The following is a 13,005-nucleotide window of genomic DNA, read 5'->3' as shown; positions in this document are numbered from 1 at the left end:
ACTTGAAAGATATAGAAATTCGTTATCAATGAAATAATAGCCTATTAAATTCCTTTCTCACTCGAACAATTCCGCATGTGTACCGGTTCTGACAAACTCTATTGCATTTTTCTGTTCGTCCAGAAGATAAATTAAAAGAAAATCCCCCCCAATATGACACTCTCTAAATCCAGCCCAATCTCCGACTAACTCATGATCTTTATATTCAGCTCCTAGAGGTGAATCATTAGCAATGAGGAGCATTACAACAGATTTTAATCGGTTCATGTCATAGCGCCCAGAACGGCTCAATCGTTGCCAATCTTTACCGAACTGTTTTGTATAGTCTGAGCGACGCGGAAAGCTAGCGCGCTTACTTGCCGCAGTCTTTTTCAATGTCATGAATTAAATCATCCGCATCGTTAAAACGTGCATTCATTGAGCTTCTCGCCTCATTCATAGCCTCAACAGTAACTCTGTTAGGGATTTTCTTGATCTCGAAAGGTAGCACCTTTTCTTTGGCCACCATCGTTACAGCAATGCGTAGAAAGTCAGACATTTTAATCCCAATAGCAGCTAAAACATCGGTTGCCTCTTGCTTAATTGCAGGATCTATACGTGTGCGAACATAAGTTTCAGTACCCATTTAATACCTCGTACATGCTGATTTTTGTAGTGCTATCGTAGTCCTAATTTTGATATTAAGCAATCTTAGCCCAGAGAAGAAAATGCTGAAGTATAAAGCAAAAAGCAACGATATTACCTTTCAGTGGCAACCTGTTCAGGGGTTCGGGAATTGTAGTAATTTCATTAGACTTTCCATCTACACCACACCTCAGAAAATAAAAATCTGATAAAACGCTAGTAACCAAACAATCACGAAAGAAAATACACCCGCAATAATATCATCCAACATGATGCCTAAACCGCCATGAACATAGCGATCAAACCAGCGAATGGGCCACGGTTTCCACATATCGAGAATACGAAACACCATAAAACCGGTCAAAATCCACTGCCAATTAACCACAGGGATTGCCATCAATGTGATCCACATACCGATAAATTCATCCCAGACAATACTACCGTGGTCATGAACTTTCATATCATCAGAAGTACGCTGACAAATCATTATGCCGAAAAACATCCCGACAATAATAACCAACCAGCAAATCCATTCCGGAAACTGGACCAGCAATAACCAGAATGGAATAGCCGCCGCCGATCCCATTGTTCCCGGCACAACCGGCGACAGCCCACTACCAAAACCTGTCGCTAATAGATGCCAGGGATTACTCATCCGTAAACGACACTTTGCCTTATCCATGTGCCTCCTCAGTAATAAAGTGATCGAACCCTTTTAGATCTAATTTAATCTCTTTATTATTGCTGTAATAACGAACGCCCTCCGATTCCGCCATAATCTGTCCAACACAGCTAAAACCAGCTCCGGTATGCGCCAACGCAATTTCCAACGCACCACGATTCCTCTCCGGGACGGTAAAACACAATTCATAGTCCTCCCCACCACTCAAAGCCCACATCAAAGCTTGTTGCGGTTCAACGTACTGTTTCATTGCATCAGAGTAAGGAAGCGCATCCAGATTTATTCTGGCTCCACATCGGCTGGCTTTCAGAATGTGACCTAAATCGGAAATCAAACCATCAGACAAATCAATTGCTGATGTTGCCAAGCCACGTAGTGCTTGCCCTTGTAAAATACGAGGTTGCGGCCTGAGATGACGCTGAACCAACCAGTTGCGGGATACCGGATCAGAAATTTGTAGACGGTTTTGTAACAGAGCCAAACCCGCCGCACTATCACCCAACGATCCACTCACATAAATCCAATCACCATTTTTTGCGCTAGTACGCCGTAACGCCCTGCCTGCGGGAACCAAACCATGAATCGTCAACGTCAGACTCATCGGACCGCGGGTAGTGTCACCACCAATAAGCTGCATACCATAATAACGCAACTGCTCAAACAGACTGTCACTGAAACCACCCAGCCAGCGTTCATCCACTTCCGGTAATGTTAACGCCAATGAAAGCCAAGCAGGATCAGCGCCGACTGCGGCCAGATCACTCAGATTCACAGCAAGAGATTTGTAAGCTAAATCTTCAGGGGAAATATCAGGTAAAAAATGTACGCCTGAAACCAAGGTATCCGTACTAACCGCCAATTGTTGTTTATCGGCTAGTGTCATCAGTGCACAATCATCACCAATACCTAGATTTACATCACGCCGGCTAATCTCCCGACGATCAAAATAACGCGCAATGAGGTCAAATTCGCCACATACCATAATAGAATCCCAAAAAGTTACTGATGATCATGAACATAAGGCCGGTATCCCGGCCTTACAAATCATCGTCTACGGTGGGAAAAACCCGACAAGCAGTAGCTTATCTTTTTCTGCGTACTGCCGGGCCAGATTTATCCAGTACCCCGTTTACGAACTTATGGCTATCTTCAGCACCGAAGACTTTTGCCAATTCGATAGCTTCGTTAATAGCCACTTTATAAGGGACATCATCACGATAACTTAGTTCAAACATAGCAACACGCAAAATGGCTTTTTCTACCTGACCTAACTCTTCGAGCTGACGGGAAAGATAAGGGGCCATCAAAGCATCCAGCTTAGCCGCATTTACAGCTACTCCTGACAGCAATTCACGAAAATAGGTTACGTCAACACCAGTGACGTCCTGCTCCGACAGAAACTGTAATTCAACATCAGCAATGCTATTGCCAGATAATTGCCATGAATATATAGCCTGAACAGCGCACTCACGAGCACGACGACGAGCAGCAGGTTTCACAAGATTCCCCTTAATTAAAACTAAAATCAGCCTTTAATGGCATTAATTACATTGATCATTTCCAGTGCGGTTAATGCAGCTTCTGCACCTTTATTACCCGCTTTGGTTCCAGCGCGCTCAATCGCCTGTTCAATGCTTTCTGTGGTCAGAACACCAAACGCTACTGGAATTTCACTAGCCATCGCCACACTAGACAGACCAGAACTGCATTCACCAGCAACGTATTCAAAATGAGCGGTACCACCACGGATAACTGTTCCTAGCGCGACAACAGCGTCATATTTTTGAGTTTCGACCAATGTCTTCACTGCCAATGGCAACTCGTAAGCACCAGGAACCCAGACAACAGTGATATTCTCTGAAGCAACCTGACCGATACGCTCAAGCGCATCCACCGCTCCGCCTAACAGACTGTCATTAATGAAGTTGTTAAAACGTGCAATGGCAATCGCCACACGAGCTTGTGGAGCTGCAACACCACCTTTGATTACGTTCATAGCCTTCCTTCCATCTGTTCATATCCGCAGGGGGGCGGATTCTATCATATTCTTTCGTTAGCTGCGCCTGCCGATTTAGCAACAGAGCATAAATACAGGCAAACTAACCCACACTCACATATTCAGTCAGTATACAGGCCGCAGACGCAGACGAAGATCAGGTCCCACCTGCTGTACATCAAAAATGTCAAATTCCGGCGCCTCTGCCAAATTTTTGAGTTCAGGAATAGTGAACAAACCACAAGCCGTATCACCTAGCACTTTTGGCGCAACATAAAGAACCAATTCATCCACCAACCCTAAAGTTAGCAATGCCCCCGCCAGCAATGCCCCACACTCAGTCCAGACTGTGTTGATCTGGCGCTTACCCAACTGCATCATCAATGACACCAAATCTACCCCAATACCATGAGCAGGTAACAGTATCTGTTCTACATTTTCGGATAAGTCATGTTCATCTGCTTTAGTGCGAGCCAGCCAACAATAACCGGGCTGCTGTATGACCTGATGCTGAGGGCCAACACGATTCTGACTGTCAACAATAACACGTACCGGTTGACAAAGATTTTCCTCGGGATAAACCGCCTGGGTTTCTGCGTCTAATTCACGCCAACGAACTGTCAAGTGAGGATCATCAGCTAAAACAGTGCTACTGGAACTCAGAATCGCGCTACATTGAGCACGGAATTTTTGTACATCATCGCGAGCTTGAGGTGATGTAATCCATTTACTTTCGCCAGAAGCTAATGCCGTTCGGCCATCAAGAGAAGAAGCCATCTTCAACTGAATATATGGAAACCCGGTACGCATCCGCTTCAAAAACCCCCGGTTGAGAGATTCAGCTTCTTCCATCATCAGTCCATGTTCTACTGCAATACCAGCTTGTTGCAGCTTATAAAGCCCCCTTCCTGCTACCTGTGGATTGGGATCCTGCATCGCCGCAACCACACGGCTAACGCCAGCCGCAATCAACGCATCGGCACAAGGCGGTGTTTTACCGTGATGGCTGCACGGTTCAAGCGTGACATAAACAGTTGCGCCTTTAGCTTTATCTCCGGCTATCCGTAAAGCGTGAACCTCAGCATGTGGCTCACCAGAACGTAAATGAAAACCTTCCCCAACAATTTGTCCATCACGCACAATTACACAACCAACGTTAGGATTAGGTGGCGTAGTAAAGCGCCCTTGATGCGCCAATTCCAAAGTGCGCGCCATATATTTTTTATCGTTATTCACTGGCTCAACCTTGTAATTTAGCAATCTCTTCGCCAAATTCACGAATATCTTCAAAGCTGCGATAGACAGAAGCAAAACGGATATAGGCGACTTTATCCAACTTCTTCAATTCATCCATGACCAGATTACCAATCATTTTGGATGGAATTTCCCGCTCACCGGTAGCACGTAACTGAGATTTAATATAGCTCATCGCCATTTCTACATCATCAGAACTGACCGGGCGCTTTTCCAGTGCTTTTTGCATACCACGACGCAATTTTTCTTCATCGAACGGCTCTCGGATATCGTCACTTTTTATTACTCTAGGCATAACCAGCTCAGCCATTTCAAAAGTGGTGAATCGTTCATGACACTCAAGACACTGACGCCGCCGGCGCACCTGCGAGCCATCCCCGACCAAACGAGAGTCAATCACTTTAGTATCAACAGCAGCACAAAATGGGCAATGCATATCGTTTCCTGATGGTTAATCCGAACTAAATTTACAGTTTATCCTTAATCTGAATAAAAAACACCCTGTCAGCCGGATACTCACAGGGTGTTTGAACAGCATCAAGGCAGAATAATTAAGGCAATAAAGATGGCTGATCAGCCCCTTCCTTCTCAACCTTTTGCTGGATCATGTGTTCACGCTTCATACCCAGTTTCAACGCTAAAGCGGAAGCAACATAGATAGAAGATACCGTACCGATAGAAACACCAATTAACATCGCTAGTGAGAAACCTTTCAACATTGCACCACCGAAAATATACAACATCAGCACCACCAGTAAAGTTGTTGCAGATGTCATGATTGTACGGCTCAATGTTTGCGTCAGAGAGACGTTCATAATTTCATACGACGTACCACGACGGATCTTACGGAAATTCTCACGGATACGGTCAGAAACCACGATACTGTCATTCAATGAGTAACCGATAACCGACATCAGCGATGCCACAATGGTCAGATCAATCTCGATATGGAACAATGACAGAACCCCTAGCGTGATGATGACATCATGGGCAAGCGCAAGAACCGCACCCAATGCTAAACGCCATTCAAAACGGAATCCAACATAAATCAAGATACAGATAAGCGCCGCCAGCAACGCCATTGCACCATCTTGGGCGAGCTCAGCACCGACACTCGGCCCAACAATTTCAATACGATTGACACTCGCATCTTTATCAATGGTGTCATTAATGACTTTAATAACCTTTTTACCCAGCTCCTCATTAGCCGCACCCGTAACTGGTGGCATACGCACCATTACATCACGGCTACTACCGAAATTTTGCAACAGAGGATCTTCAAAGCCCGCTTTTGCCAGGTTATCACGCATCTTATCCAAATCAGCAGATTGACTGAGCTTGATTTCGATTACCGTACCACCGGTAAAATCGAGTCCCCAGTTAAACCCGCGGGTTGCCATCACAAAAACAGAAGCTACCAACAGTAGCAACGAAATTCCGAAAGCAACGTTGTCCCAGCGCATAAAGTCATAGACTCTGCGACCGTAGTTCAATTGTTCAACAGTATAATCCTGTGCCACAACGTGCTCCTTAAATTGACAGCTTCTTAATACGCTTACCGCCGTATAGCAGGTTGACGATCCCTCTAGTACCTACAATAGCGGTGAACATAGAAGTCGCGACACCAATTGACGTTGTTATCGCAAAGCCTTTAATTGACCCGGTACCAACAGCATAAAGAATGACCGCGGTAATCAACGTGGTCAAATTAGCATCAATAATACTGGAGAAAGCCCCTTTATAACCTTCATGTATCGCTTGTTGTACTGTCCGGCCATTACTCAACTCTTCTTTAATACGTTCGTTGATCAGCACGTTCGCATCAACCGCCACAGCCAGCGTTAGCACAATACCCGCGATCCCCGGCATGGTTAACGTCGCCCCTGGTAACAGAGACATGATACCAACAATCAGCACTAGGTTAGCCAACAACGCACTGCTCGCAATCACACCGAATTTGCGATAGTAAATCACCATAAACAGAATTGATGCAATTAAGCCCCACAGACAAGCTTCTAAACCTTGTTCAATGTTTTGCAGACCAAGGGTTGGCCCAATGGTACGCTCTTCTACAATCTGAATCGGTGCAATCAGAGCACCCGCACGCAACAATAAGGATAACTGACGCGCTTCGGTTGCGTTGGAAAGGCCCGTGATACGGAAATTGTTCCCCAGACGAGTCTGAATATTAGCAATGTTAATCACTTCTTCATGTTTAACTAACACCGCCCGACCATTAGCATCTTTCTTACCGCTGTCTTTATATTCCACAAACAATGTCGCCATTGGCTTACCAACATTGTCCTTGGTGAAATTAGACATCGCGGAGCCACCAGCACTGTCCAGTGAAATACTCACCTCTGGACTACCGTATTCATCGGTACCAGGGGTTGAATCTGTAATATGATCACCGGTCAGAATAACACGTTTATATAACACAACCGGATTACCATCACGGGTGCTCTTCACCTCAGAATCACCTGGCACACGGCCTGATGTAGCTGCGGTAGAGTCAATACCGGTATTGACCAAACGGAATTCCAACGTCGCTGTCGCACCAAGAATCTCTTTTGCACGAGCAGTATCCTGAATACCCGGTAATTCAACCACGATACGGTCAGCGCCCTGACGCTGAACCAATGGTTCAGCCACACCCAGTTGATTAACACGGTTACGTAGAATGGTAATGTTCTGCTGCACCGCATAAGATCGGGCTTCGCGCTGACGTTCATCACTCATCACCGCTTTCAGAGTATTATTGCTTCCAATACTGAAAACTAAATCACGGTGGCGACCAGTAAGATAGTTTTCCGCCTCAGACCGCGCTTTTTCATCACGGAAGCGGATTTCTACACCGTAATTATCAATTTTACGGGCAGTGGAATAAGGAATGCCTTTTTCACGCAAATCAGTGCGCAGGCCATCAATATTCTGCTCTTGCAGTTTGCCTAATGCGGTTTCCATATCCACTTCCATCAGGAAGTGCACCCCACCTCGCAGATCAAGGCCCAGTTTCATTGGTTCGGCACCAACCTTACTTAACCAAGTTGGTGTTGCTGGTGCCAGGTTCAATGCCACCACGTACTGATCGCCTAATGTGGACATCAATACTTCACGGGCACGAAGCTGAATATCGGAATTATTGAAACGAGCAAGAATCGCACCATTTTCCAGCGCAATAGATTTACTCGCGATTTGATTTTTTTCTAAAACATTATGGACTTGGACCAGCGTTTGCTCACTGGCGGCAATGCCTCGCGCGCCAGTGATTTGTACAGCCGGATCCTCACCATAAAGGTTGGGAAGTGCATAAAGCAAACCGATGAGGATCGCAGCGATCAGCATCAGATACTTCCACAAAGGATAACGGTTTAGCACGGCAGTTCCCTTCGGGAAAATCAGAAATTACAGAGCCTTCATTGTACCTTTCGGTAAAACGGCAGCGACGAAATCACGTTTAATGGTTACTTCAGTAGTGTCATTCAGTGCTACAACGATATAACCGGTGTCAGAAACTTTAGTGACACGACCAATCAAACCACCATTGGTCATCACCTCATCACCTTTGGAAATAGAATCCATCAGCTTTCTATGTTCTTTGGTACGTTTCTGTTGTGGACGCAGGATCATGAAATAGAAAATCAAGCCGAAAACAACCAGCATGATGATCAAAGAATATGGGCTTCCCTGAGCCGGTGCGCCAGCAGATGCTGCTGCTTCAGAAATAATACTCATTAAACTTCCCTCAATGTTATCAAATTCAATAGTAATCAAAAACCAGCCGCAATATGCTATACACACTGAAACCAGTCAATCACTACTTAAGTCAAATACTTAATGCCGGAACGGGTTTACCAATCCGTTGATAAAAATCTTCAACAAACTGTTCAAGATTACCTTCCTCGATGGCTTGACGGATCTTAGCCATCAGGCGCTGATAATACCGCAAATTATGGATAGTATTCAGCCTTGCACCGAGAATTTCGTTACAACGGTCAAGATGATGCAAATATGCCCGACTATAATTTCGGCAAGTATAGCAGTCACACTGCTCATCCAGTGGCGAAGTATCCTCTTTATGTTTGGCATTACGGATTTTAATCACACCATCGGTCACAAAAAGATGACCATTACGGGCATTACGGGTTGGCATCACACAATCGAACATATCAATGCCGCGACGAACCCCTTCCACCAAATCCTCTGGTTTTCCTACTCCCATCAGATAACGTGGTTTGTCTTGCGGGATTTGCGGACAGACATGTTCAAGAATGCGGTGCATATCCTCTTTAGGCTCCCCTACCGCCAGACCACCTACAGCGTATCCATCAAAACCAATCTCTACCAGACCTTTTACTGAGATATCACGTAAATCTTCATAAATGCTTCCCTGAATAATACCAAACAAAGCGTTTTTATTCTGTAGCTCATCAAAACGCTGACGACTACGCGCCGCCCAACGTAAGGACATCTCCATCGAACGTTTCGCATAATCCCAATCAGCAGGATATGGCGTACATTCATCAAAAATCATGACAATATCAGAACCCAAGTCATACTGGATTTCCATCGATTTTTCTGGGCTGAGGAAAACCGGCGTACCATTAATTGGGTTACGGAAATGTACACCTTCCTCTTTGATTTTACGCATTGCGCCAAGGCTGAATACCTGAAAACCACCTGAATCCGTCAAGATTGGACCATGCCACTGCATAAATCCATGCAAATCACCATGAAGTTTCATGATTTCCTGCCCTGGGCGTAGCCACAGATGGAAAGTATTGCCAAGCAGGATCTGCGCACCGGTTTCTTTCACTTCTTCCGGTGTCATTCCTTTTACTGTGCCATAAGTTCCAACTGGCATAAATGCTGGCGTTTCTACCACGCCACGCTCAAAAATCAGACGACCACGACGGGCTTGACCGTCGGTAGTTTGTAATTCAAATTTCACTTAACCTCCAGGCATCAGATAAACAGTCCGATGCTGTTATTTAAAACCAGACAAAGTTGAAATTTACCGTTGAGCTGAGATATTCACATAACCCTATTTTCAACAAATTCAACAATATATTCCAGTCAATGCCATAATTATTACATTAAGAAATCTTTTCCTTGCAAGCGAAGGGATTACGACGAATAAACATAGCATCACCGTAACTAAAGAAACGATATTTTTCTGCAACCGCTTCTTGATAGGCATTCATCGTATTTTTATAACCCGCAAACGCAGAAACCAGCATAATAAGTGTCGATTCCGGTAAATGGAAATTAGTAATCAACGCGTCCACAACCTGATATTCAAAACCCGGATAGATAAAAATTTGCGTGTCATTAAAAAATGGCGCAATTAACCCATCCTGACAGGCTTTTGCGGCACTTTCCAGCGATCGAACTGACGTTGTGCCAACGGCAACAACTTTATTACCTCGCGCCTTACATGCCAGCACAGCATCAACCACATCCTGTGGCACTTCTGCATACTCAGCATGCATAATATGGTCTTCAATGGTTTCCACCCGCACAGGCTGGAAAGTACCCGCACCAACATGCAATGTCACAAAAACCATTTCCACGCCTTTTTTACACAGCGCTTCCAATAATGGCTCATCAAAATGAAGACCGGCCGTTGGTGCAGCTACCGCCCCGGGCCGTTCGCTGTATACAGTTTGGTACAACTCACGGTCTGCCTCTTCATCAGGACGATTAATATAAGGCGGCAAAGGCATATGACCTATGTCATCCAAAATGGACAACACATCACGTTCATCATCAAAACGTATTTCGAACAGGGTATCATGGCGGGCCAACATGATTGCTTTAAGACTTTCATTATCACCCAATAACAATTCAGTCCCCACTTTTGGCGCTTTGGAAGCACGCACATGTGCAAGTACCCGCTTATCATCCAGCACCCTTTCAACTAACACTTCCAACTTACCGCCCGTGGCTTTTCGGCCGAAAATACGCGCAGGTATGACACGGGTATTATTGAAAACCAGCAAATCTCCGGCATTCAGCTTATCGAGAACATCCGTAAAAATACCATGCGTTAATTTTCCCGTTTCACCATCAAGCGAGAGCAAACGGCAGCCACTGCGTTGCGGTTGAGGGTAATGAGCAATCATTTCGTCAGGAAGTTCAAAAGTAAAATCGGAGACACGCATTATATTTAATCATTCAGAAAAACAGGCGGACTAGTCTAGTGCCGCGGCTCTAAGGGTGCAACAAATAAGCACATAACTTCGCGGATTTATACCCGTCATCTTTCAAGTTGCCTCTTTGTTGGCTGCACTCACTCACCCCAGTCACATAGTTATCTATGCTCCCGGGGATTCGCTCCTTTGCCGCCGCGATGCATCTTGAAATCAATAGGGTATATATTATAATCACCAAATGAATTTTCTCGCTCACCTTCATTTAGCTACTCTGGCTGACAGCTCCCTACTAGGAAATCTGATGGCAGATTTTGTGCGCGGTAATCCAGAAGGACAATACAGCGCTGATGTAGTTGCAGGTATTCGTATGCATCGGCGTGTTGACGTATTAACAGATACCCATCCACGGGTTATTCAAGCCCGTCATTTATTCAGTAATTCATATCGACGGGTTGCGCCGATTACTTTGGATATTATCTGGGATCACTTCCTCTCCTTGAATTGGGATAAACTGGTTCCCACCTACTCATTACCGACATTTATTCACCATGCTCGCAATCAGATTGAACCTCATCTTTATTACACTCCCGAAAAATTTCAGGAACTGAATGAGTTTTTATGGCCGCAAAACTGGCTGATCCGTTATGCAGATCTTGCATTTATCGCAGATGTATTAAAAGGCATGGCCCGAAGACATCCCAGATTATCGGCTTTATCTGGATCATTTCAGGATATAGAGCAACATTACGCTGATTTCGAAGCACTATTCTGGCAATTTTATCCCTATATGATGGAAAAGGCAGAAAATAAGGATTTTTACTGTTCGCCTCAATAAACGTTATTATTACAACTATGCTTGTGAATAAATCGTAAATGCGGATAGAAAGAAATCATTCAGGCAATATGGCACTTTCGCATGTTTAACGATTTTTTCATCCTTAATATCCGGTGGTGCTGCCAGAAGTTCTTTTTCCCAGCGGGCCAGCCATTTGGCTGGCATAAGATGAATAGTAGGAAATTATTTTTTGACGCTAGCTTTCATTCGGAAAGATCTTCATCAGGGGGACCTAGGCGATCCAATTCGGCCAGAATCAACGGAATTTGTGCCTCTAAATCAGCGGGTCTTTTATCTTTACTCCACCAAATAAGCGGCTCACGGCGTTTATAGTCCACTTTACTGACTGCTTCTTTGCCGTTTAATAAGAATTTCACCATAAAGGCGACTGCCAGAGCTTTATCATTGCCACTACTTAAGAAAGCAAAAGTATAACTGCTGACATTAGGGATAAAGACACGTTCGATAAGGTTATTATTTTCATCCAATCCGTAGACTTTGAGATACAGAATATTGGTTTTTTCCATCATACCTAATTGTGGATAACGGGCGGCATAGGCTTTACCTTTATACCAGGTGTAAAAAATTTGCTGCTCGCGATCGATAATTAATGGCGCTTGGCTCTGCCAGAAAAATATACAATAGACAAAGGGTGGAATAATCAGTAGATAAAGTAGCAGGAAACTTATATCAATTATGAGTAGTTGAGAGCTACTTGGGAAAAAGGTATAACGATAATATAAATATTTCCTTAATGAAATTTCTTTATCGTTACCGATATAACGCACATCTTCCATATCTACAGGTAGATCATTACGCAGATAGAATTCTTCACCATATTTTTTTTTTGCGTAACCAACCCATCGATGAATAGCTTCCTCGTTTTTTTTTCTTGACTCTATAAAATCGTTAATGTTTAACACCAAACTACTAATAATACCCAGTGTTACTGGGATTAATGTGATACTCCGGAAACGGCGCTGAGGGTTTCTAACCCAACACTCCTTATCGTTAAGGTAATCCAGTATTTCTACATGCTTAATGGTTTCTTCATCTTTAATATCCGGCGGTACAGACAAGATTTCTTTTTCCCAGCGTACCAGCCGTTTGGCTGGTAGAGGATGAATCGTAGGAAACCATTTTTTGAGTAGATCTTTTAATCGTTGTTTCATATAAATTCTCCGTCAAAGCTGCCTTTAAGCGTATTTTCCTCTGTTGGTTTCTCTCCCCAGAAATAGCGCAGAGGGGCAATAACATTGTCTGACTGTTGGTAATACCAATATAACTTGCTGCGATAAGGATTTGTTTCGCGCCCTTCTGTAGTGACTATTTCTAGGTTGTGTCCCTCAATTAAATAATGACCTTAAGAAATAAGCGGATACAACCTAATTTCACCATAGCGATATAATTTCTTGCTGTCTTTTCATAACGGGTGGCGATGCGACGATGCTCTTTGAGT

The 13,005-nt window shown here is 44.2% G+C and carries 16 protein-coding genes and 1 pseudogene; 1 reads left to right on the top strand and 16 read right to left on the bottom strand.

Going from position 1 to position 13,005, the window contains the following annotated elements; translation table 11 throughout:
• Positions 1 to 57: 57 nt before the first annotated feature.
• From AAC155_RS01725 to AAC155_RS01660, 14 genes are all read right to left on the bottom strand, one after another.
• The gene (locus tag AAC155_RS01725) at positions 58 to 381 is read right to left on the bottom strand and encodes a type II toxin-antitoxin system YafQ family toxin (RefSeq protein ID WP_113040799.1); all 324 of its coding nucleotides are present in this window, start codon (positions 379 to 381) and stop codon (positions 58 to 60) included.
• A complete protein-coding gene (locus AAC155_RS01720) occupies positions 353 to 625 on the bottom strand; it encodes a type II toxin-antitoxin system RelB/DinJ family antitoxin (RefSeq protein WP_113040798.1) in 273 nt (90 codons plus the stop codon). Before AAC155_RS01720 ends, AAC155_RS01725 begins: the two co-directional genes overlap by 29 nt.
• 189 nt (positions 626 to 814) lie before the next feature.
• Positions 815 to 1,306 carry a phosphatidylglycerophosphatase A gene (gene pgpA / locus AAC155_RS01715; RefSeq protein ID WP_113040797.1) on the bottom strand — a complete coding sequence of 164 codons (492 nt, stop codon included), beginning with the start codon at positions 1,304 to 1,306 and terminating at the stop codon, positions 815 to 817.
• A complete protein-coding gene (gene thiL, locus AAC155_RS01710) occupies positions 1,299 to 2,288 on the bottom strand; it encodes a thiamine-phosphate kinase (protein WP_113040796.1) in 990 nt (329 codons plus the stop codon). Before thiL ends, pgpA begins: the two co-directional genes overlap by 8 nt.
• 100 nt (positions 2,289 to 2,388) lie before the next feature.
• Positions 2,389 to 2,805 carry a transcription antitermination factor NusB gene (gene nusB / locus AAC155_RS01705; protein WP_112879366.1) on the bottom strand — a complete coding sequence of 139 codons (417 nt, stop codon included), beginning with the start codon at positions 2,803 to 2,805 and terminating at the stop codon, positions 2,389 to 2,391.
• Positions 2,806 to 2,831: 26 nt separating this feature from the next.
• A complete protein-coding gene (gene ribH / locus AAC155_RS01700) occupies positions 2,832 to 3,302 on the bottom strand; it encodes a 6,7-dimethyl-8-ribityllumazine synthase (RefSeq protein WP_113040795.1) in 471 nt (156 codons plus the stop codon).
• A 126-nt stretch (positions 3,303 to 3,428) separates the two neighbouring features.
• Positions 3,429 to 4,538: a bifunctional diaminohydroxyphosphoribosylaminopyrimidine deaminase/5-amino-6-(5-phosphoribosylamino)uracil reductase RibD gene (gene ribD / locus AAC155_RS01695; RefSeq protein WP_191214705.1), complete on the bottom strand. Its 1,110-nt coding sequence runs from the start codon at positions 4,536 to 4,538 to the stop codon at positions 3,429 to 3,431.
• 4 nt (positions 4,539 to 4,542) lie between these two features.
• On the bottom strand, positions 4,543 to 4,992 hold the full coding sequence (nrdR, locus tag AAC155_RS01690) for a transcriptional regulator NrdR (RefSeq protein ID WP_113040794.1): 450 nt from the start codon (positions 4,990 to 4,992) through the stop codon (positions 4,543 to 4,545).
• Between the two features lie 115 nt (positions 4,993 to 5,107).
• Positions 5,108 to 6,076 (bottom strand): protein translocase subunit SecF, encoded by a 969-nt coding sequence (gene secF, locus AAC155_RS01685; protein ID WP_112879368.1) that lies wholly within the window; start codon positions 6,074 to 6,076, stop codon positions 5,108 to 5,110.
• Between the two features lie 10 nt (positions 6,077 to 6,086).
• Positions 6,087 to 7,934 carry a protein translocase subunit SecD gene (secD, locus tag AAC155_RS01680; protein WP_112879369.1) on the bottom strand — a complete coding sequence of 616 codons (1,848 nt, stop codon included), beginning with the start codon at positions 7,932 to 7,934 and terminating at the stop codon, positions 6,087 to 6,089.
• A gap of 27 nt (positions 7,935 to 7,961) precedes the next feature.
• Positions 7,962 to 8,291, bottom strand: a complete 330-nt coding sequence (gene yajC, locus AAC155_RS01675; protein ID WP_011148038.1) for a preprotein translocase subunit YajC — start codon at positions 8,289 to 8,291, stop codon at positions 7,962 to 7,964.
• A gap of 91 nt (positions 8,292 to 8,382) precedes the next feature.
• A complete protein-coding gene (gene tgt / locus AAC155_RS01670) occupies positions 8,383 to 9,507 on the bottom strand; it encodes a tRNA guanosine(34) transglycosylase Tgt (RefSeq protein ID WP_113040793.1) in 1,125 nt (374 codons plus the stop codon).
• Between the two features lie 145 nt (positions 9,508 to 9,652).
• A complete protein-coding gene (gene queA / locus AAC155_RS01665) occupies positions 9,653 to 10,720 on the bottom strand; it encodes a tRNA preQ1(34) S-adenosylmethionine ribosyltransferase-isomerase QueA (RefSeq protein WP_113040792.1) in 1,068 nt (355 codons plus the stop codon).
• A gap of 49 nt (positions 10,721 to 10,769) precedes the next feature.
• Positions 10,770 to 10,967 carry a hypothetical protein gene (locus AAC155_RS01660; protein ID WP_191214717.1) on the bottom strand — a complete coding sequence of 66 codons (198 nt, stop codon included), beginning with the start codon at positions 10,965 to 10,967 and terminating at the stop codon, positions 10,770 to 10,772.
• Here AAC155_RS01660 and AAC155_RS01655 point away from each other — a divergent pair.
• Positions 10,950 to 11,546: an acyl carrier protein phosphodiesterase gene (locus AAC155_RS01655; protein WP_113040791.1), complete on the top strand. Its 597-nt coding sequence runs from the start codon at positions 10,950 to 10,952 to the stop codon at positions 11,544 to 11,546. The two genes, AAC155_RS01660 and AAC155_RS01655, sit on opposite strands and share 18 nt — an antisense overlap.
• A 203-nt stretch (positions 11,547 to 11,749) precedes the next feature.
• Here AAC155_RS01655 and AAC155_RS01650 read toward each other — a convergent pair whose 3' ends face one another.
• Together AAC155_RS01650 and AAC155_RS01645 are read right to left on the bottom strand one after the other, a co-directional pair.
• A complete protein-coding gene (locus tag AAC155_RS01650; protein ID WP_113040790.1) occupies positions 11,750 to 12,718 on the bottom strand; it encodes a hypothetical protein in 969 nt (322 codons plus the stop codon).
• A gap of 178 nt (positions 12,719 to 12,896) precedes the next feature.
• Positions 12,897 to 13,005, bottom strand: a pseudogene (locus AAC155_RS01645) (IS5/IS1182 family transposase); the annotation flags it as partial.

The sequence above is a fragment of the Photorhabdus sp. HUG-39 genome (genome assembly GCF_963878365.1).
In the GTDB taxonomy this organism is placed as follows: domain Bacteria; phylum Pseudomonadota; class Gammaproteobacteria; order Enterobacterales; family Enterobacteriaceae; genus Photorhabdus; species Photorhabdus kayaii.
Note: the sequence above shows the minus strand (reverse complement) of the source record. Positions and strands in the feature narration are given on the sequence as shown.